Source organism: Pseudomonas sp. 008 (genome assembly GCF_016861935.1).
Taxonomy (GTDB): Bacteria; Pseudomonadota; Gammaproteobacteria; order Pseudomonadales; family Pseudomonadaceae; genus Aquipseudomonas.
Map to the genome: position 1 here is coordinate 194,828 of NZ_BOMA01000013.1, position 20,496 is coordinate 215,323.

Consider the following 20,496-nt stretch of genomic DNA (forward strand, 5'->3'; position numbering starts at 1 on the left):
CGAAGATTTTAAGGAATGAACCATGCTGCAACTGATCCTCGGCGGCGCCCGCTCCGGCAAAAGTCGTCTGGCTGAAAAGCTGGCGACTGACAGTCAGCTCCACGTCACTTACATCGCCACCAGCCAACCCCTGGACGGTGAAATGAACGAGCGGGTGGCCCATCACCGTGCCCGTCGTCCGGCCGAATGGGCGTTGATCGAGGAACCGCTGGAGCTGGCCCGCGTACTGCGCGAAAGCGCCAATGCCGATCGTTGCCTGCTGGTGGATTGCCTGACGCTGTGGCTGACCAATCTGCTGATGCTCGATAACGCCGAGCGCCTGTCGGCCGAGCGCGAAGCCCTGCTGGACTGCCTGGCGTCGTTGCCGGGTGAAATCATTTTTGTCAGCAACGAGACCGGAATGGGTGTCGTGCCGCTGGGCGAATTGACTCGCCGCTATGTCGATGAAGCCGGTTGGCTGCATCAAGCCTTGGCCGAGCGCTGCCAACGTGTCGTCCTGACCGTCGCCGGCCTGCCCCTGACTTTGAAAGGAACTGCGTTATGACTCACACCTGGTGGCTGAACCCGTGCAAGCCAATCGATACGCAAGTGGTCGAACTGGCGCAGGCACGTCAGCAGCAATTGACCAAGCCCGCCGGTTCCCTCGGCCAGCTCGAAGCGGTGGCGATGCAACTGGCCGGGTTGCAGGGGCAGGTCAAGCCGACCCTCGATCAGCTGTGGATCGCGATTTTCGCCGGTGACCATGGCGTGGTCGCCGAAGGGGTGTCGGCGTTTCCGCAGGAAGTCACCGGGCAGATGCTGCACAACTTCGTCAGCGGCGGTGCGGCGATCAGCGTGTTGGCGCGGCAGTTGGGGGCGTCCCTTGAAGTGGTCGACCTCGGCACCGTTACGCCGTCGTTGAATCTGCCGGGTGTGCGTCACCTGAACATCGGCCCGGGCACGGCGAATTTCGTCCAGGGCCCGGCGATGACTCAGGCCCAGGGTGAACTGGCTTTGCAGGCCGGTCGCGACAGTGTGCAGCGCGCCATCGCAGCAGGCGCGCAGTTGTTCATCGGCGGCGAAATGGGCATCGGCAACACCACGGCGGCCAGCGCCTTGGCTTGTGCTTTGCTCGATTGCCCGGTGGTGCACCTGGCCGGACCGGGCACCGGATTGAACGCGGCGGGTGTCAGCCACAAAGCCCTGGTTATCGAGCGCGCCTTGGCGTTGCATGGTGCTCAGCGTGACGATGCGCTGCAAACCTTGTTCAACCTCGGCGGTTTCGAAATCGCTGCGCTGGTCGGCGCGTACCTGGCTTGTGCTCAGGAAGGTGTCGCGGTGTTGGTCGACGGGTTTATTTGCAGCGTCGCCGCGCTGGTGGCGGTGCGTCTGAATCCGGCCTGTCGTGAGTGGTTGCTGTTCGGTCATCGTGGTGCCGAGCCAGGTCATCGCCACGTGCTGGAAACCCTGAACGCCGAACCGTTGCTGGACCTCGGTCTGCGGTTGGGCGAGGGCAGTGGTGCGGCGTTGGCCGTGCCATTGCTGCGCCTGGCCTGCGACCTGCACGGGCAGATGGCAACATTCGCCGAAGCCGCAGTGGCGGATCGCCCGGCATGACCTTGCACCTGGAGCTGTTGCGTCATGGCGAAACCGAACTCGGTGGCGGCCTGCGCGGCAGTCTCGATGACGCGCTGACCGGCAAGGGCTGGGAGCAGATGCGCGCTGCGGTGGTCGAGCAGGGCCCTTGGGATCGCTTGGTCAGCTCGCCGTTGCAGCGTTGCGCACGCTTTGCTGAAGAGCTTGGGGCGCAACTGGGGTTGCCGGTGCAGCTGGAAAAGGATCTGCAAGAGCTGCACTTCGGCGCCTGGGAAGGGCAGAGCGCCGCGGCACTGATGGAAACCAGTGCCGAGGCATTGGGCTTGTTCTGGGCCGATCCCTATTCGTTCACGCCGCCTGATGGTGAGCCGGTTGCCGACTTTTCGACGCGGGTGTTGGCGGCCATTGAGCGGTTGCACGCGGCCTATGCGGGTGAGCGGGTCCTGCTGATCAGCCATGGCGGCGTCATGCGATTGTTGCTGGCGCAAGCGCGCGGATTGCCGCGTGAGCAGCTGCTCAACGTTGAGGTTGGCCATGGCGCGTTGTTCTCGTTGACGGTTGAATCCGGCGCCTTGTTAAGGGAAGCGATCTGATCATGTTGCCGTTCTGGATCGCCCTGCAATTTCTGAGCAGCCTGCCGATTCGCCTGCCGGGCATGCCGACGCCCGAGGAGTTGGGCCGGTCGCTGCTGTTTTATCCGCTGGTCGGCGTGCTGTTCGGCGCCATTCTGTGGGCGCTGAATGGGCTGTTGCAGGGCGCGCCGTTGTTGCTTCATGCCGCACTGTTATTGACTGTGTGGGTGTTGCTCAGCGGAGCGTTGCACCTGGATGGCCTGGCCGATAGCGCCGATGCGTGGCTCGGTGGTTATGGCGACCGTGAGCGCACTCTCACGATCATGAAAGACCCGCGTAGCGGGCCGATCGCGGTGGTAACGCTGGTGCTGGTGCTGCTGCTCAAATTCGCCGCGTTGCTGGCGTTGATTGAGCAGCAGCACAGCGTGGTGTTGATCATCGTTCCACTGATTGCTCGCAGCGCGCTGTTGGGGTTATTCCTGACCACACCTTACGTGCGTCGCGGTGGATTGGGGCAGGCGCTGGCCGATCATCTGCCGCGTTTGGCCGGGAAACAGGTGTTGGTGATCGGTGCGGTGGCCTGTGTGTTGATCGCGGGCCTCAGCGGTGTGTGGGCGCTTGCGCTGGCAGCGGTGGTGTTTGTCTGGTTGCGGCAAGTCATGATGCGGCGATTGGGCGGGACGACTGGCGACACTGCCGGAGCGTTGCTGGAGTTGCTGGAAGTGGCGTTGCTGGTGGGATTGGCACTGCTCTGAATTTTCGTAGAGGCGAGGCTTTAGCACACTCTTTGTAGCAGCTGCCGAGCTCGCGAGGCTGCGTTCGGCTGCGAAGCAGTCGCGAGTTCGGCTGAGGCGGTCTGCCTGATGCACCGCAAGTTCTGATTTTACGACTGCTGCGCAGCCGAACGCAGGCTTCGCCAGCTGCTACAGGTAAAATGCGTCGAAATATTTGCTTTCATTTAACCGCGGGTATATACACGCACCATGCTTCCTTCTCAATGTTTGTGCACTAACCTGCGTCGCGCCGCTCGTGGCGTCAGCAGGCATTACGACGGCGCGCTCGACGGCTTCGGGATCAACGTTGCCCAGTATTCTCTGCTGTGCAACCTGCAGCGTCTGGATCAGCCGAGCATCTCGACACTGGCCGAGGCCATGGGCCTGGATCGCAGCACCCTGGGGCGTAATTTGCGGGTGCTGGAGGGTGAAGGTCTGGTGACGCTGGTCGAGGGCGAAGACATGCGCAATCGCATCGTCCTGCTCACCGAGACGGGGCGCGAACGTCTGGCAGCGGCCTTGCCGGCCTGGGAAGCGGCGCAACAGCGGTTGATCGACCGTCTGGGTGCCGAGAAGCGTGAAACCTTGCTGAAACTGCTGGACGAACTGGCTTGAGGCCAGTTTTTTCGATCTTAAGCGGGTATATACCCGCTACCGGAGAACAACAATGACATCGATGTGGCGTACGTGCGGTTGGGTGCTGTTGGGCAGTGCGCTGATTCTGGCGTTGTCTCTGGGGGTGCGACACGGCTTCGGGTTGTTTCTGGCGCCGATGAGTGCCGAATTCGGCTGGGGCCGCGAAGTGTTTGCCTTCGCCATTGCCCTGCAGAACCTGATCTGGGGCCTGGCGCAGCCATTCACCGGCGCATTGGCCGACCGCTTTGGCGCCGCAAAGGTGGTGTTGATCGGTGGTGTTCTGTACGCCCTGGGCCTGATGTTCATGGGGTTGTCCGATTCGGCGGTGACTTTGTCCTTGAGCGCCGGGTTGTTGATCGGTATCGGCCTGTCCGGCACCTCGTTCTCGGTGATCCTCGGCGTGGTCGGCCGTGCCGTACCACCGGAAAAACGCAGCATGGGCATGGGGATCGCCAGTGCTGCCGGTTCCTTTGGTCAATTCGCCATGTTGCCCGGCACACTGGGGCTGATCGGCTGGCTGGGCTGGTCGGCGGCATTGCTGGTGCTGGGGCTGCTGGTGGCGCTGATCGTGCCGCTGGTGAGCATGCTTAAAGACAAGCCGTTGCCGGTGCTCGGGCATGAGCAAACCCTCTCTGAAGCGCTACACGAAGCCTGCTCCCATTCAGGGTTCTGGTTGTTGGCGTTCGGCTTTTTTGTCTGCGGTTTTCAAGTGGTGTTCATCGGTGTGCACCTGCCAGCGTACCTGGTGGATCAACACCTGCCAGCCTCCGTCGGCACCACGGTATTGGCGCTGATCGGGCTGTTCAATATCTTCGGTACCTATACCGCAGGCTGGCTTGGAGGGCGGATGTCCAAGCCGCGTTTGCTCACCGGTTTGTATCTGTTGCGGGCGGTGGTGATTGCGCTGTTCCTCTGGGCGCCGGTCACTCAGGTCACGGCCTATTTGTTCGGCATGGCCATGGGCTTTCTCTGGTTGTCGACGGTGCCCTTGACCAACGGCACGGTGGCAACCTTGTTCGGTGTCCGAAATCTGTCCATGCTGGGTGGGATTGTTTTCCTGTTCCACCAGCTGGGCTCGTTCCTCGGCGGCTGGTTGGGCGGGGTGGTGTATGACCGAACCGGGAGCTACGACTTGATCTGGCAGGTGGCGATTCTCTTGAGTCTGATGGCCGCAGCCCTGAACTGGCCAGTGCGCGAGCAGCCGGTGGCGCGCCTGCAAACCCAAGTGAGTGCCGCATGAACAGTCTTTGGCCGCGGATGGCAGCCATCGCCGTCGGCGTATTGCTGCTGGCCCTGGTTTGGTGGGGCTGGCATCGGGGTGGGCTGGCATTGATGCAGCTGGGCATGGGGGCTTGCTAGCGAGCTGCTTGCTAGCGAGCGGCGAAGGCGAGTAGTTTCGCGTTCTGACGATTGCTCAAGGATGCACCGACATGCCGATGCGCTGGCTTGCAGTTCCTGCGTTGCTGATGGTTTTTTCCGGGCTGGCTCAGGCGGCAGAATGCCCGGAGCTGTTGCAAGGCTCATTGCCGAAGCTGCGCGCCAAGGAATCCATCGATTTGTGCCAGCGCTTCGCCGGCAAACCGTTGGTGGTGGTCAATACCGCAAGCTTCTGTGGCTTCGCCCCGCAGTTCAAAGGTCTTGAGGCGCTGTATCAGCGTTACAAGGATCAAGGGCTTGAAGTGATCGGTGTTCCATCCAATGACTTCAGGCAAGAGGCCAAGGATGGCGCAGAGACTGCCAAGGTCTGTTACGTGAACTACGGCGTGACCTTCACCATGACCGAACCACAGAAAGTCCGCGGCGATGACGCCACGCATTTGTTCAAGGTCCTTGCCGAGCAAAGCAGTTCCCCAAAGTGGAATTTCTACAAATACGTGGTCGATCGCCAAGGCAACGTGATCGCCAATTTCTCCAGCCTGACCAAGCCCGACAATCCCGAGTTCATCGAGGCGGTGGAGAAAGCCCTGGCCTCGAAGCGCTGATCGACGCGCACTAAAAAGCCCCGCCTCTGTACAAGAGTGCGGGGCTTTTTCAATTCAGGCGGCGAGGGGTTCAGGTTCGCCGTGAATGATCAGAAACGGTAGGTCGCGCCTACACCGAAACCGTTCGCCCAGTTTTCATACTTGGCGTTGTAGCTCTGGCGGCCGTTGCTGTTGTTGACCTTGACCGACTCTTCGCGCAGGTACGAGTACGCTACATCGATGGTCAGATCGTCGGTCGGGCTCCAGCCTGCACCAATGCTGAAAATCTTGCGATCACCAGTTGGAATGCGCGGGGAGCGGTTTTCGTTGTTGGTTGGTGCCTGGTCGACGGACAGACCGGTACGCAGAACCCATTGTTTGTTCAACTGGTACGAAGCACCGATGGCGTGAGCCCAGGTGTCATGCCAGTTCTGTTCTTCGGTGATGGTACCAAAACGGCCGTTCAGGGCAGCAGGAACGCCACTGTTCTCAACGGAGATTTCTTTCAGGCGGCTCCAGCGAGTCCAGGTGCTGCCCGCGTAGAGGGTCCACTTGTCATCCAGTTGATGAGTGAGCGAGATATCAACCGATTCAGGAGTCGTTATGTCCAGGGATGCATCGTACTTCTGGTTAGGGTTCTGACCCAGAGCCCCGAGGAGGCTGTAGTTGACCTTGGTGTCACCTTCGAGCTTGTACTTCACTTTCGAGTGGTAGGTCAGGCCAACGCGAGTGCTGTCGGTCGCTTGTACCAAGATGCCGATGTTATACCCCAGCGCGGTGTCGTCACCTTTGATCTTGACGTTACCGTCCGCTGCGCGCGGGTTTAGCGACAGGTTCGATTCCAGGGTGCCGTCAATGCGGTTGATGGTCGGACCGAAACCGATCGACACCTTGTCGTTGAAGGCGTAGCTGATGGTTGGCTGGAGAGTCACGATTTTGACTTCGCTTTTACTGCCAAAGTAACGGCCGGCGAAGCCGTTCTCGTAGTCGGTCACCAGACCGAATGGAGCATAGACGCCGAAACCGACTGCCCACTGGTCATCGAGTGGCTTTACGTAGTAGCCCATGGGCACGCCCATGAAAGGGACCATGTCACCTTTGTTGGTACCACCATTCGGGCGGGAGCTGGCATCACTGATGTCAGCGTGCGCGTCGATAAATGCAACACCACCGGTCACTTGTTCGCGCTTGAGGCGAGACATGCCGGCAGGGTTACCAAAAACAGTGGATGCGTCGTCGGCAGAAGAAGATCGCCCGGCAAAACCTGTCCCCATCCCGCTGATGCTTTGTTCGTTGAGGGCAAAGCCACTGGCGAAGATCTGGGTGGATGCCAAGGCAACGGCGAGGCTAAGGGTGGTTTTGAGCATTACTTTTTTCATTATTAGAACTCCTGGTGATCACCGGAGCGAAAATTACCAACATTTTCGTCCGGGCGCCATAGCCTGTATCGCTTGATTTAGAGCGGTTTTGTAGGACAATCCGACCAAAATCGCGACATGTTGGGCGATCTTCGGAAATGGGTGGATCAGCAGGCGACCTGATTCAACGATGAAACACAGGTTTGCCAGGCGTAGGTGAAGTCTCGCAAACGACCTTGGGGCTGGAAGGTCTGGCGCCAAATTCGGGCCATTCCCAGCAGGTCATCGGAGGCGGGGAGGGGAGTGTTCTGTTCTTCTACCAGCAGCCAGGCGATGGCTGTGGCGTAACGCAGGTTGACGGTCAATTCCAGGTGCGGTCCGCTGAGAAAAGCATGCTGGCTGGCCAGGCCGCGAACCAGGCTCGCCCGCTCCGGGTCCAGGGCCAGGTAGTGATCCCAGAGGGCCTGGTGGCGGGGTTCGGCGATTCGGTACAAGCCGTGTCCACGGCGGTCATGCAGGGCTGAACCAAGGGCTGACTGGCTGGCGGCGATGCCCAGCAGCAGGGATTCGGCAGTCGCGCTATGGCGTCCGAGGTAGATCAATGTCGGACGGATCACATAACGGCACAGTTCGCTGGCAGCGATACCCATAACGCCCTCGAAACATCAAGTGGTCGGCGATACCTGAAGGGGGCCTTGGCAGCTGTGGATCGAATCAGGCTCGCCGGAAGCGGATCAAGCCGCTTGAGTTGAAGTGTAGTGTCATTATTTTGCTGTAAAGGACTGTTTTTAAAATATTTCCGGCTTCGAGTTATAACCGTTATATCGGTTGGTGCTTAGGCAATAGGGACTAAAAGAGAAATATCGGGCAATAAAAAGCCCCGCTTTTAAGCAGGGCTTTTGAGGTTTTCAGCCTTTCTGGCGTCTCAGGCAACCAGTGCCTGGCGAGTACGCTCGATCACAGCCTGCAGCGGCTCGGCGCTGGAGTATTGATCGGGGTACAGGCGTTCGCTGTGACGAGCGATGCCGTGTTCGTTGACCAGGGTAAAGCTGAAGCAGCCTTTGCGAGCGGCCATGATCAGGCAGTTCATTGGTGCAAAAGCGTTGGTTAGGGTGCGAATGGCATCCTGAGTGTGGATTTGAGTAGACATAATCGGGTGTTCCTACAAGCGACACGGATAAGAACCGTGCAAAATTAAAACGTTCCAGTGACGACGACCACCATTGGTCGAACGAAGAACCCGACTGGAACAAAGCAGCCAGTTTGAAGCGCTGATAAGTTGGCGCGCTTGGGCTGGCAGGTAGGTACTTAGGAGGGCAGGCAACACATCAGGGGCAAAGGTTCTGGGCCCGGGGTGAAGATCCTGATCAATTTGCAGGTTGGTTCGGTCAGAGTAAGTGAACTTCGCAACACCCTTTGCTTTCGATTCAAAGGCTGTGTTGACGCAAGATTTACCTGGAAACCATCGAGGTGGTCGATCCCGCTTTGTCGGTGAAGGCTTCTCTCAGGGAAGGCTGACCGGGGGGATTTGTTCGACCAGAATTGACTTTCAGCTTGGTACTAACGCCGCGGATACTAACGGATTGAATGGCCGAAGGGAAGCCTGCTCGCAAAAAAACACTGAAGTGCCGGCCGACCACATCCGCAAGTGCTGTCGGAAAATGTCATCGGCCGACACGTGCCCCGCAATTGCCCAAAAAACGGCCGTTGATCCGAGAGGGCGATCGAGCCAGGATCAATCTGCGGCGCGGGTTGCCGGGTTTATCCCCAGGCGTCACCGTAAAAACGCGCCGAAAAAGCGCACCGATATAACCGCCTCGCAGGTACTTGTGCACATTAGTTGCACGCACTGTCATCCCACTGTCATCCTCGCTTCACCGAGGGTGGGTGCCTGTAACGAAAATTTAAGTCAATGAAAAACATCGCTTTTTTTTACTGGTGAAAAAATCGTCAGTTTGACTGCGAGCCCCATTCCACACGGCTTTGCGCGACTTCAAGGGCGGTTGTCCACTGAGTTATCCACAGCTTCTGTGGATTGTCCCGAGCGCTTGCTCTAGGACGGGCGTGCAGGCTTTTCTCGACTTTACCTGTGCGAAAAAAAGAGTAGAGTGGCGCGCCTTCCGATCTGCCCCACAGTGCTTTATGAAGTTTCGCTCAGTACCAGTCTCTCCTGCCTCAGCACCCTCCAGCATTAACCCACCCAAGCGCTTTTCGATGCGTGTGGCCGAGTGGCTACTGGACAGCCCGCGCCTGGGCGAAAACCCCAACGTCAAACACTTCGCCGGACGTTTACTCAAGCAACCTGCCCGTGAAGGCGTAGTGGCCGCGCAAAGCCGCCTCGGCCAATTGATGTGCCGCGAATGCGGGAATGCCCGGGATCGCCGTATTGGCCAGGACCTGTTGCGCCAGGCTGCGCGCGCAGGGGACCGACGTGCCCAGCAGGAACTCGGCCTGATCGAAGACTGAGCTGTCCAAGACCTGACGCCTTGGTTAACCTTCACGCTTTATCTAATCGGCAGGAGTGGCTATGGCGATGGACTTGACCAGCGCATTGCTGGGGCTGGCGGGCGCTGCACTGCCGTTGCTGGTACTGGCCTGGCAACTTCAGCGTCGGGCGAGTACGGGGCAGGCCGAACTGGCATTGCTGGAAGAGCGCCTGGCCATGGCCCAGCTGACGCAGGATGGCTTGAACGCCCAGCTCGACACCTGCCGTGATGAAGTCGCTGACCTGAGCCAGGCCAACGCCGCCAAACAAGCCGATCTGGCCTCCCTGCGCCGTGAAGTCGAATTGCTGCAGATCGAACGCGACGATGCCCGCGACGCAGCCCACGCCTGGAACATCGAACGTGCCGGCAAAGAAGCTGAGTTGCGTCGCCTGGACGCTCATGCTGCTTCCCTCAACGCCGAGTTGCGTGAGCAGCAGGAAAGCCATCAGCAGCGCCTCAACGACCTGCAAGGCTCGCGAGACGAGCTGCGAGCGCAATTCGCCGAGCTGGCGGGCAAGATCTTCGACGAGCGCGAACAGCGTTTTGCCGAAACCAGTCAGCAGCGTCTGGGGCAATTGCTCGATCCATTGAAGGAGCGCATCCAGTCGTTCGAAAAGCGCGTCGAGGAAAGTTATCAGGCCGAAGCCCGCGAGCGCTTTTCCCTGGCCAAGGAACTGGAGCGTCTGCAACAACTGAACCTGCGCCTGAGCGACGAAGCCACCAACCTCACCCGCGCCTTGAAAGGGCAGAAAACCCAAGGCAATTGGGGTGAACTGATTCTTGAACGGGTGCTTGAACACGCGGGGCTGGAGAAGGGGCGCGAGTACCAGACCCAGGTCAATCTGAAGGGGCCGGACGGTGAGCGATTCCAGCCGGACGTGATTATTTACCTGCCTGGCGACAAGCAGGTCGTGGTCGATTCCAAGGTCAGTCTCACGGCTTATCAGCAATATGTAGCCGCCGAAGACGATGGCATCGGCCAGATCGCCATCAAGCAGCACGTGCTGTCCCTGCGCAATCATGTCAAAGGCCTGGCCGGCAAGGACTACAAGCGGCTCGACGGGCTGCACAGCCTGGATTTCGTCCTGCTTTTCGTCCCGATCGAAGCGGCGTTTTCCGCAGCGTTACAGGCAGAGCCGACGTTGTTTCAAGAGGCCTTCGACCGCAACATCGTGATCGTCAGCCCGACCACGTTGCTGGCCACTTTGCGGGTCATCGACAGCCTGTGGAAGCAAGAGCGCCAGAGCCAGAACGCTCGGGAAATCGCCGAGCGCGCCGGGTGGCTGTACGACAAGTTCGTGTTGTTCATTCAGGATCTGGACGAGGTCGGCAATCGCTTGCAGCAACTGGACAAGGCCTACAGCTCTGCCCGCAATAAGCTGACAGAAGGTCGTGGCAACCTGGTCAGTCGCAGCGAGCAGCTCAAATTGCTTGGCGCGCGGGCCAGCAAGAGCTTGCCGGCGGACCTGCTGGAGCGGGCCATGACGGATGTCGATGGCTTGGCCGAGTTGCCCGAATAAGCCATCTTTTTCGATGGTATCTGTGGCGAGGGGGCTTGCCCCCTCGCCACAGTGGTGTGTACCAAACTTGCCGTACTACAGCGGCAAATGCCGACTCAACAACGCCCGCAACGCCGCCGGCTTAACCGGTTTGGCCAGGTAATCCAGGCCCGCTGCATGCACCTGGGCCACGGTCTCCGGCCGTCCATCGGCGCTGATCACCACCCCCGGCACCGGCTCGCCCAATTGCGTGCGCAACCACGCCATCAAGTCGGTTCCGGTCTCGCCATCGTCCAGGTGGTAATCCACCAGCGCCAACTGCGGGCGCATCCCGTCGCTGAGCAGCGTCGCGCATTCATCACGGTTGCGCGCGGTCCAGACCTGGCAACCCCAGCGCGTGAGCAGGCTGTTCATGCCGATCAGGATGCTGTCCTCGTTATCGATGCACAGCACCTGCGCGCCGCCGAGCAAATGGCCATTGAGTTCGGCAACCTTGGCCGGCACCGCGGCTTGTGCCCGAGCCAATGGCACGCTGACACTGAATACACTGCCGCGCCCCGGCCAGGAGCGTACGCGCAAAGTGTGACCGAGCACGCGGCACAGTCCATCGGCAATCGCCAGTCCCAGGCCCAGGCCTTTCTCGGCCCGGGTCTGGTGGCTGTCGAGGCGTTTGAACTCCTCGAAAATTACCTGTTGTTTGTCTTTCGGAATGCCCGGTCCACGGTCCCAGACCTCCAGGCACAGCTCGCCGTTGCGCCGCCGAACGCCGAGCAGCACGGGGCCTCTGGCGTAGCGGAAGGCATTGGTCAGGAAGTTCTGCAAGATCCGTCGCAGCAGTTTGATGTCGCTGTCGACCCGTAGCGTGCTGCCCCGGACGCGGAATTTCAGCCCCTGTTCCTGAGCCAGTGCCTTGAACTCGGCCCCCAGCGTGTCAAACAACTCATTGAGCGCGAAGGGCTTGCGATCAGGGTTGATCTTGCCGCTTTCCAGACGGGAAATATCCAGCAGATCACTGATCAGGTCTTCGGCCGAACGCAGTGAGCTGTCCAGGTGATGAACCAGCTTCTGCGCTTCGCTGGACAAACCCTCTTCCTGATGGGAGAGGGCGGCAGAGAACAGCCGCGCGGCGTTCAGCGGTTGCATCAAGTCATGGCTGACGGCGGCCAGGAAACGCGTTTTCGACTGGTTGGCCGATTCGGCGGTGCCCTTGGCTTCGGTCAGGGCAAGGTTGAGTTGCGACAGTTCGTGGGTCCGTTCGGCGACGCGCCGCTCAAGGCCTTCATTGGCTTCGGTCAGCGCCTGCTCGGCTTCGCGGAACGCGGTGATGTCGGTGAAGCTCATGACGAAACCGCCGCCGGGCATCGGGTTGCCGATCAGCTCGATCACTCGGCCGTTGGGGAACAGTCGCTCGGAGGTATGGGCGCGGCCCTGACGCATCCAGTGCAAGCGGCGGGCGACATGCACTTCCGCTTCGCCGGGGCCACACAGGCCGCGTTCGGCGTTGTAGCGAATGATGTCGGCAATCGGCCGGCCGACGCTGATCAAACCGTCGGGGTAGTTGAACAGCTCCAGGTAGCGCCGGTTCCAGGCCACCAGTTTCAGCGACTGGTCGATCACGCTGATGCCCTGGGTGATGTTCTCGATGGCGCCTTGCAGCAGGGCGCGGTTGAATTGCAGCACTTCCGAGGTTTCGTCGGCGATCCGTACGACGTCCTCCAGTTGCATTTCCCGACCTTCGATGGCGGCTTTTACCACCGCCCGAGTCGAAGAGGCGCCGAGTACACCGGCCAGCAAGCGTTCGGTATGGGCGATCCATTCACCGTCGGCGTTCTGGTTCGGGTTGAAACCTTTGCCCTGGCGGTAGGCGAAACGGATGAAGCTCTGACGGGCCCGTTCTTCGCCGACAAACCGGGCAGCCAGTTGCAGCAAATCGTCGATCTGTACCGCCAGCATCGAGCGGGCGCTGGGGCGGGGGCTGATTTCCTGGCCGATGAAACGACCGGCCTGCCAGTGCTCCGAAACCCGTGTGCGTGACAGCACCGAGACCCAGGCGAACAAGGTGAAGTTACCCGCCAGGGACAACACCACGCCCTGAGTCAGCGGCGTGATCGGCAGGTTCAGCGGATTGCTTTGCAGCCAGGCCAGGCCCGGAAAACTGCTCAAGGGCAAGCCGAGGCTGTTGGCGGCAACCGGCAACACCAGGGTGTAGAACCAGAGGAATGTCCCGGTGGCCAGACCGGCGAACACGCCACGGCGGTTAGCCTGTTTCCAGTACAGCGCGCCGAGCATGGCCGGGGCCAGTTGGGTCACGGCGGCGAAGGCAATCTGGCCGATGGTCGCCAGGCTCGCGGTCGAGCCCAGCAGGCGATAGCTGACGTAGGCCAGCAGCAGAATGACCACAATGCTCACCCGGCGCACCGAAAGCATCCACTGACGGAACACTTCGAATGGCCGTTCGGCGTTGTTGCGCCGCAGCAACCATGGCAGCAGCATGTCGTTGGAGAGCATGGTCGACAGCGCCACGCTGGCGACAATCACCATGCCGGTCGCCGCCGAAGCGCCGCCGATAAACGCCAGCATTGCCAGGGCAGGGTGAGATTGGGCCAGAGGCAGGCTGATAACAAATGAGTCCGGCAGCACCGAACTGGGTAGCAACATCTGACCGGCCAGTGCAATCGGCACCACAAACAGCGCGGCCAGCGCCAGATACGTCGGGAACACCCACTTGGCCAGGCGTAAATCCTGGGGGTCGATGTTTTCCACCACGGTCACGTGGAACTGCCGGGGCAGGCAGATGATCGCCATCATCGCCACACCGGTCTGCACCACCATGGACGGCCAGTTGATGGTTTCCTTCCAGTACTCTTCCAGGCGCGGTGCGAGCATGGCCTGGTCGAACAGGTCGTCGAAACCGTCGTACAGGCCGTAGGTCACGAACGCGCCGACCGCGAGAAAAGCGAACAGCTTGACCAGCGATTCAAAGGCAATCGCCAGCACCATGCCGCGGTGGTGTTCCGTGGCGTCGAGGTTGCGGGTACCGAAAACGATGGTGAACAGCGCCAGTACCAGGGAGACGATCAGCGCCGTGTCCTGCGCGCGCGTGCCCATGGCGTCGGCGCCGGCGCCGATCAACAGGTTCACGCCCAGCACGATGCCCTTGAGCTGCAAGGCGATGTAGGGCAGGACGCCGACCAGGCAAATCAGCGCGACGACTACCGCCAGGGACTGGGATTTACCATAGCGGGCGGCGATGAAGTCAGCGATGGAGGTGATGTTCTCCTGCTTGCTGATCATCACCATTTTTTGCAGGACCCACGGCGCGCACACCAGCAGCAGGATCGGCCCGAGGTAGATCGGCAGGAAGGACCAGAGTTGTTCGGCCGCTTGGCCCACGGCGCCAAAGAACGTCCAGCTGGTGCAATAAACCGCCAGCGACAGGCTGTACACCCAGGCACGCACCCGTGGCGGCAACGGCGTGCTGCGACGGTCGCCGTAAAAGGCGATGGCGAACAGGATGGCCATATAGGCCAGGGCGACAGTGGCGATCAGCCCGGTGGACAGCGACATGGGAACTCCAGACAAAAGACATCCGGGACTGCGCCCGATCCAGACAGTCTCGCATGACCGCCTGAGTTAGTCAGTGTCGACCAAGGTCGTGGCGTGGCGGGGTGTCGCAGGTTGTGTATCCGTCAGATCCTGGTCGTCATTGCGGGAGCGAGGCTTGCCCGCGAAGGCGGCGTTACTGACTCAACGCAATATCGATCAACCGATGCAACTCTTCAACCTCCAGCGCCTGCGCCGCAAACAGGATGCGAAACACCGTCGGTGCCACCACCATATTGATCAACCGGTCGACACTTGGCCGTGATTGATCGGGATAGCGATCCAGAATCGTCTGCAACTGCCCGCCAATGATCGTCACGCAATAGCCCGGCGTGGCGCTGGATTGCACGTCGCGCATCATGTTGCGCCCGGGTTCGGAACTCATTTCGTCCAGATATTGCTCCGCCCAGGCCCGCACGTCACCGCGCAGGCTGCCGGTATTGGCCGGCTCACTGTCGGGGCGCATGCGGGCGAGAGCGACATCGGCCAACAGTGCCGAAAGATCACCCCAGCGCCGGTAAATGGTCGACGGCGTCACTCCGGCCCGTGCGGCAATCTGCGGCACAGTCACGCAGGCGCGGTCCTGCTCTTCGAGGAGCGCGCGGACGGCCGAATGAATCGACTCTTGAACCCTGGCACTTCTGCCACCAGGGCGTAAACCTTCTTTAATAGCCATGCGATGGACCTTAACACAAAGAATTTGCTTTAAGAGAAAGCCAGTAGCACACTCCGCAAAAGCAAAAAATTAGCTTTTGCGGAGTGTGCTCATGTCTCTTCCAGCGACAAATCGTTCCAGCCTGTGGTTTCTGGCGATCACCTTACTCAGTTTTCTCGCCGCTTCCACTGCGCCGACCCCGTTGTATCACCTCTATCAGGAGCACCTGCAGTTCTCAGCCGCGACCCTGACCCTGATTTTCGGTGTCTACGCCCTCAGCTTGCTGGCGGCGCTGCTCACGGTCGGTTCGCTGTCGGATTATCTGGGGCGCAAACCGGTGATTTTTACCGCCGTGTTGCTGAATATGCTGGCGATGTTGCTGTTCATCAACGCCGACAGCGTCGCCTGGTTGATCGGTGCGCGAGTACTTCAGGGTTTTGCGACGGGAATGGCCACCGCCGTCTTGAGTGCGGCGTTGCTGGACACCGATCGCCAGCAAGGGCCGATGGTCAACAGTGTCGCGCCGTTGCTGGGCATGGCGCTGGGGGCCATGGGCTGCGGATTATTGGCCGAGTTTGCGCCCCTGCCGCTGCAATTGACCTATTGGGTGTTGTTCGCGCTGTTTTTGATGCAAGCGCTGTACGTCTGGCGCCTGCCGGAAAGCGTCAGTCGACAACCGGGTGCCTGGGCCTCGCTGCGCCCGACCCTGCATGTGCCGATTCAGGCGCGGCGAATGTTGTGGCGGGTGCTGCCGATAGACCTCGCGGTGTGGGCGCTCGGCGGCTTTTTCGCCTCCCTGGCGCCGTCCCTGGTGCGGACAGCCACCGGGTCGACGTCGAATCTGATTGGCGGTGCGACGGTGGCCGTGTTGACGGTGACCGGTGCCTCGATGATCTACACCTTGCGCAATCGGCCGGCCGACAAGGTCTTGTTGCTGGGCGCGAGCTTGCTGCCCGCAGGCGTTGCGCTGATTCTGCTGGCGGTCCACAGCGCCAGCCTGCCATTGTTTTTCTTCGGCACGCTGGTGGCGGGCAGCGGATTCGGTACGGGTTTCCTTGGCGCCTTGCGCAGCATCGTGCCGCTGGCCTTGCCTCATGAGCGGGCCGGGTTGATGTCGGCGTTTTATGTGCTCAGTTATCTGGCGTTCTGCTTGCCGTCGTTGCTGGCCGGTAATCTGACCCGCAGCTTTGGGCTGGTGGCGACCACCGACGGTTACGGCGCGGTACTGATCATCCTGTCGCTCGGTGCGCTGATCGGGTTGCTTCGTGAGCGGTCTGTCAAAGTCTGTGGCGTCGATGTCAGATGACCGTTAGCCTTGGCACCGCCATTCATTTCGACGGACCGACCCATGAAGATCATCCGCAGCAAATCCTTCACCGGTGACCGCGCCTGGGCGGCGCTGGACATCGCCAACATGAACGGTATCACCACCCGTTTGCACTGGACCGATCAGCCGTATAAATGGCACGTCAACGATGGCCAGGAAGTGTTCGTGGTGCTCGACGGTCAGGTGCAGATGCGTTATCGCGAAGCAGGCCTCGAAAAGGAAACCCTGCTGGAGGTCGGCGATATTTTCTATGCCTCGGTGGGCACCGAACATGTGGCTCATCCGCAGGGCGTGGCGAGGATATTGGTGATCGAGACTGAAGGCAGCGTCTGATGCTATATCTGTAAAACAGATAACAGTTAGAGATATTACCCGTTATATCGATATTCTATTCGGATCTATCATGAGCGCCTCCCTCATTAGAGGACAGGAGTTCGCCATGACCTGCACCCGTAGCGTTAAACCCGGTATCAAGCCGCTCAGTCATCTGCAGCACCCAAGAGAAGCCATCCGCCAATTCACCCCGAACTGGTTCGCGGCGACCATGGGCACTGGTGTATTGGCGCTTGCGCTTGCGCAACTGCCGGTGTCGACCCCCGGTCTGCATGCGTTGGCCGAAGGCTTGTGGCTATTAAATATTGGCCTGTTTGTGTTGTTCACGGCCATGTATGCCGCGCGTTGGGTCATGTTCTTCGACGAAGCGCGGCGGATTTTCGGCCACTCCACGGTTTCGATGTTTTTTGGCACCATTCCCATGGGCCTTGCGACCATCATCAATGGCGTTCTGTTGTTCGGCTTGCCGCGCTGGGGCGACGGTGTGATTCATGTCGCCGAAGTGCTGTGGTGGCTGGACGTGGCGATGTCGCTGGCCTGCGGCGTACTGATTCCCTACATGATGTTCACCCGTCAGGAGCACAGCATCGACCAGATGACCGCTGTCTGGCTGTTGCCGGTGGTGGCGGCGGAAGTGGCGGCTGCCAGTGGTGGCTTGCTGGCGCCGCACCTCGCCGATGCTCATTCGCAGTTAGTGGTGCTGGTGACCAGCTACGTGCTTTGGGCTTTTTCCCTGCCAGTGGCGTTCAGCATTCTGACTATCCTGTTGCTGCGCATGGCGTTGCATAAATTACCCCACGAAAACATGGCCGCTTCGAGCTGGCTAGCGCTTGGGCCGATTGGCACGGGTGCGCTGGGCATGTTGCTGCTGGGCGCCGACGCGCCGGCGATCTTTGCCGCGAACGGTCTGCCGGGGATCGGTGAAATAGCTGAGGGGCTTGGGCTGGTGGCCGGGATCACGCTGTGGGGCTTCGGGCTTTGGTGGATGCTGATAGCGCTGCTGATCACCGTGCGTTACTTGCGCGCCGGTATCCCGTTCAATCTCGGCTGGTGGGGTTTCACGTTCCCGCTGGGTGTCTATTCCCTGACTACGCTGAAACTGGCCAGCACCTTGAACCTGACGTTTTTCAGTGTCTTTGGTTGCGTGTTGGTGGCCATGCTGGCGGTGATGTGGCTGATTGTCGCCAAACGCACGGTGCAGGGCGCGTGGAAGGGCGAACTGTTTGTCTCACCGTGCATCGCAGGATTAAAGAAATAACCGGCAAAGATTAGGTAATGTGTGTGGCCTGGATCGACGTTCGACATTCCAATAACAGTATCCACGCCACCCTCTACCAAAAAAATCAGGGACACATGGAAGATGAGTCACCCCTCGCAGTTCACCTTGCTTCGCACTCGGCGCTTCCTGCCTTTTTTTGTCACGCAGTCCCTTGGGGCCTTTAACGACAACATCTTCAAGCAGTCGCTGATCCTAGCCATTCTGTACAAGCTGACCATCGAGGGTGACCGTTCGATCTGGGTCAACCTGTGTGCGCTGCTGTTTATCCTGCCGTTCTTCCTGTTCTCGGCCCTGGCCGGGCAGTTCGGGGAGAAGTTCGCCAAGGACGCGCTGATCCGTCTGATCAAGCTCGGGGAAATCGTCATCATGACGGTGGGCGCGGTCGGTTTCATGTTCGATCACCTGTCGCTGATGCTGTTGGCGCTGTTTGCCATGGGCACCCACTCGGCGCTGTTCGGGCCGGTGAAGTACTCGATCCTGCCGCAGGCCTTGCGCGAAGAAGAGCTGGTGGGTGGCAACGGGTTGGTGGAAATGGGCACCTTCCTGGCAATTCTCGCCGGGACGATTGGCGCCGGCATCATGATGTCCGCCAGCAACTACGCGCCGGTGGTGTCCACGGCAATCATCGGCATTGCGGTGCTCGGTTATCTGGCCAGCCGCAGCATTCCCCGAGCTGCGGCGGCATCGCCGCAAATGCGCCTGAACTGGAATATCTTCAGCCAGTCCTGGGCCACGTTGAAGCTGGGCCTGGGGCAAACCCCTGCGGTCTCGCGTTCGATCGTCGGCAACTCATGGTTCTGGTTTGTCGGGGCGATTTATCTGACGCAAATCCCGGCGTATGCCAAGGAATGGATGCACGGCGACGAGACCGTGGTGACGCTGATTCTTACCGTGTTCTCGGTCGGTATTGCACTGGGTTCGATGCTTTGCGAGAAACTCTCCGGGCGCAAAGTCGAGATCGGTCTGGTGCCGTTCGGCTCATTCGGCCTGACCGTGTTTGGCCTGTTGCTGTGGTGGCATTCCGGTGGAATTCCGGACAGCGTTACCGGCCATGGCTGGCTCGAAATCCTTGGGTTCGGTCACACCTGGCTGGTGTTGATCGACATCCTCGGGCTTGGGGTCTTTGGCGGTTTCTACATCGTGCCGCTGTATGCGCTGATCCAGTCCCGCACCGTCGAGAACGAACGGGCCCGAGTGATCGCCGCCAATAACATCCTCAACGCCCTGTTCATGGTGGTGTCGGCGATTGTGTCGATCGTCTTGCTGAGCATCGCCAAGCTGTCGATCCCGCAGCTGTTCCTGGTGGTGTCGCTGCTGAATATCGGCGTCAACGCCTACATCTTCAAAATCGTCCCGGAATTCAGCATGCGCTTCATGATTTGGCTGCTCGGCCATTCCATGTACCGCGTGGAGCATCGCAACCTGGAGCTGATTCCTGATGAGGGCCCGGCACTGCTGGTTTGTAACCATGTGTCGTTCGTCGATGCGTTGCTGATTGGTGGCGCGGTGCGTCGGCCGATTCGCTTTGTGATGTATTACAAAATCTACAACCTGCCGGTGCTGAACTTCATCTTCCGCACGGCCGGCACGATTCCGATCGCCGGGCGTCAGGAAGACATTCAAATCTACGAAAAAGCCTTCACCCGCATTGCCCAGTATCTGAAGGATGGCGAGCTGGTGTGTATTTTCCCCGAAGGCAAGTTGACCGCTGATGGCGAGATCAACGAGTTCAAGGGCGGGCTGACGCGGATTCTCGAAGAAACGCCGGTGCCGGTGATTCCGCTGGCGTTGCAGGGTTTATGGGGGAGTTTCTTCAGCCGCGATCCGAACAAGGGCTTGTTCCGTCGGTTGTGGTCGCGGGTGACCTTGGTGGCAGGGCCGGCGGTGGCCGTTGAAGTGGCTGAGCCAGCTAAGTTGCAGGCGATGGTGGGGGATTTGCGTGGGGCCGTCAGATAGTTGGTGACTTTGCGGGCCTCATCGCGGGCAAGTCGGGTCGCCGCATCGCTTGCTCCCACAGGTTTTATGTTGTGCCACGTATTGTGGACACACCATCAATCCCTGTAGGAGCGAGGCTTGCCCGCGATGACGGTAGCGGTCTAAGCGCTGACCTTGAGCCCGACCAACCCGGTAATGATCAGCGCCACACTGGCCAGCCGAAACAGTGCCATGGACTCACCAAACAGAATGATCCCGGCGATCACCGTGCCCACCGCACCCACGCCGGTCCAGATCGCATAGGCCGTGCCCAGCGGCAATTCCTTCATGGCAAGGCCCAACAGGCCAAGGCTGATGGCCATGGCGGCAACGGTCAATGCGGTAGGGAGAGGGCGGCTGAAGCCGTCGGTGTATTTCAGGCCCACGGCCCAGCCGACTTCGAACAGGCCGGCGAAAAACAGAATGATCCAGGACATGGAAGACCTCCATCGATGGATGGGGTCG

The 20,496-nt window shown here is 60.1% G+C and carries 20 protein-coding genes; 14 read left to right on the forward strand and 6 right to left on the reverse strand.

All coding sequences use genetic code 11. The features are described from left to right. The first annotated feature begins 22 nt into the window (after positions 1–22). From cobU to JUI81_RS24300, 8 genes are all read left to right on the forward strand, one after another. Positions 23–544, forward strand: a complete 522-nt coding sequence (cobU, locus tag JUI81_RS24270; RefSeq protein ID WP_019579643.1) for a bifunctional adenosylcobinamide kinase/adenosylcobinamide-phosphate guanylyltransferase — start codon at positions 23–25, stop codon at positions 542–544. After that, complete coding sequence (gene cobT, locus JUI81_RS24275; protein WP_204125204.1) at positions 541–1,596, forward strand: nicotinate-nucleotide--dimethylbenzimidazole phosphoribosyltransferase; 1,056 nt, start codon at positions 541–543, stop codon at positions 1,594–1,596. The genes cobU and cobT overlap by 4 nt, the downstream gene beginning before the upstream one ends. Beyond that, a complete protein-coding gene (gene cobC, locus JUI81_RS24280; protein ID WP_204125205.1) occupies positions 1,593–2,168 on the forward strand; it encodes an alpha-ribazole phosphatase family protein in 576 nt (191 codons plus the stop codon). Before cobT ends, cobC begins: the two co-directional genes overlap by 4 nt. Before the next feature lie 2 nt (positions 2,169–2,170). Next, positions 2,171–2,902, forward strand: coding sequence for an adenosylcobinamide-GDP ribazoletransferase (locus tag JUI81_RS24285; RefSeq protein WP_204125206.1), 732 nt, complete (start codon positions 2,171–2,173; stop codon positions 2,900–2,902). Positions 2,903–3,130: 228 nt separating this feature from the next. Further along, a complete protein-coding gene (locus JUI81_RS24290) occupies positions 3,131–3,535 on the forward strand; it encodes a MarR family winged helix-turn-helix transcriptional regulator (protein ID WP_007898923.1) in 405 nt (134 codons plus the stop codon). A 52-nt stretch (positions 3,536–3,587) separates the two neighbouring features. Then, the gene (locus tag JUI81_RS24295) at positions 3,588–4,796 is read left to right on the forward strand and encodes an MFS transporter (RefSeq protein ID WP_019579647.1); all 1,209 of its coding nucleotides are present in this window, start codon (positions 3,588–3,590) and stop codon (positions 4,794–4,796) included. Next, positions 4,793–4,915, forward strand: a complete 123-nt coding sequence (locus JUI81_RS32020) for a hypothetical protein (RefSeq protein ID WP_019579648.1) — start codon at positions 4,793–4,795, stop codon at positions 4,913–4,915. Before JUI81_RS24295 ends, JUI81_RS32020 begins: the two co-directional genes overlap by 4 nt. 71 nt (positions 4,916–4,986) lie before the next feature. Continuing rightward, positions 4,987–5,538, forward strand: a complete 552-nt coding sequence (locus JUI81_RS24300; protein ID WP_204125207.1) for a glutathione peroxidase — start codon at positions 4,987–4,989, stop codon at positions 5,536–5,538. Between the two features lie 89 nt (positions 5,539–5,627). Here JUI81_RS24300 and JUI81_RS24305 read toward each other — a convergent pair whose 3' ends face one another. The 3 genes from JUI81_RS24305 to JUI81_RS24315 form a co-directional block, all read right to left on the reverse strand. Continuing rightward, positions 5,628–6,896 (reverse strand): OmpP1/FadL family transporter, encoded by a 1,269-nt coding sequence (locus tag JUI81_RS24305; RefSeq protein WP_028940029.1) that lies wholly within the window; start codon positions 6,894–6,896, stop codon positions 5,628–5,630. Between the two features lie 146 nt (positions 6,897–7,042). Then, positions 7,043–7,525: a hypothetical protein gene (locus tag JUI81_RS24310; protein ID WP_007936111.1), complete on the reverse strand. Its 483-nt coding sequence runs from the start codon at positions 7,523–7,525 to the stop codon at positions 7,043–7,045. 275 nt (positions 7,526–7,800) lie between these two features. Further along, entirely contained in the window at positions 7,801–8,025 is a 225-nt protein-coding gene (locus JUI81_RS24315) for a hypothetical protein (protein WP_007898912.1), read from the reverse strand. Between the two features lie 992 nt (positions 8,026–9,017). Between JUI81_RS24315 and JUI81_RS24320 the strand changes: the two genes are divergently transcribed. Together JUI81_RS24320 and rmuC are read left to right on the forward strand one after the other, a co-directional pair. Beyond that, on the forward strand, positions 9,018–9,341 hold the full coding sequence (locus JUI81_RS24320; RefSeq protein WP_082920890.1) for a sel1 repeat family protein: 324 nt from the start codon (positions 9,018–9,020) through the stop codon (positions 9,339–9,341). 175 nt (positions 9,342–9,516) lie between these two features. Then, entirely contained in the window at positions 9,517–10,881 is a 1,365-nt protein-coding gene (gene rmuC, locus JUI81_RS24325; protein WP_204125222.1) for a DNA recombination protein RmuC, read from the forward strand. Between the two features lie 75 nt (positions 10,882–10,956). Here rmuC and JUI81_RS24330 read toward each other — a convergent pair whose 3' ends face one another. Together JUI81_RS24330 and JUI81_RS24335 are read right to left on the reverse strand one after the other, a co-directional pair. Beyond that, entirely contained in the window at positions 10,957–14,427 is a 3,471-nt protein-coding gene (locus JUI81_RS24330) for a PAS domain-containing hybrid sensor histidine kinase/response regulator (RefSeq protein ID WP_204125208.1), read from the reverse strand. A 172-nt stretch (positions 14,428–14,599) separates the two neighbouring features. Continuing rightward, entirely contained in the window at positions 14,600–15,139 is a 540-nt protein-coding gene (locus tag JUI81_RS24335) for a TetR/AcrR family transcriptional regulator (protein WP_086945823.1), read from the reverse strand. Positions 15,140–15,230: 91 nt separating this feature from the next. Between JUI81_RS24335 and JUI81_RS24340 the strand changes: the two genes are divergently transcribed. The 4 genes from JUI81_RS24340 to JUI81_RS24355 all read left to right on the forward strand — a co-directional run bounded on the left by JUI81_RS24340 (position 15,231) and on the right by JUI81_RS24355 (position 20,013). After that, a complete protein-coding gene (locus JUI81_RS24340; protein WP_018925155.1) occupies positions 15,231–16,424 on the forward strand; it encodes an MFS transporter in 1,194 nt (397 codons plus the stop codon). 42 nt (positions 16,425–16,466) lie between these two features. Then, positions 16,467–16,778, forward strand: coding sequence for a cupin (locus tag JUI81_RS24345; RefSeq protein WP_007936125.1), 312 nt, complete (start codon positions 16,467–16,469; stop codon positions 16,776–16,778). Between the two features lie 106 nt (positions 16,779–16,884). After that, positions 16,885–18,036 carry a TDT family transporter gene (locus JUI81_RS24350; protein ID WP_204125209.1) on the forward strand — a complete coding sequence of 384 codons (1,152 nt, stop codon included), beginning with the start codon at positions 16,885–16,887 and terminating at the stop codon, positions 18,034–18,036. 102 nt (positions 18,037–18,138) lie between these two features. Further along, positions 18,139–20,013 (forward strand): MFS transporter, encoded by a 1,875-nt coding sequence (locus tag JUI81_RS24355; RefSeq protein ID WP_204125210.1) that lies wholly within the window; start codon positions 18,139–18,141, stop codon positions 20,011–20,013. A gap of 140 nt (positions 20,014–20,153) precedes the next feature. On the opposite strand, the gene sugE is transcribed toward JUI81_RS24355, so the two are convergent. After that, complete coding sequence (sugE, locus tag JUI81_RS24360) at positions 20,154–20,468, reverse strand: quaternary ammonium compound efflux SMR transporter SugE (RefSeq protein WP_018925158.1); 315 nt, start codon at positions 20,466–20,468, stop codon at positions 20,154–20,156. Positions 20,469–20,496 lie beyond the last annotated feature (28 nt).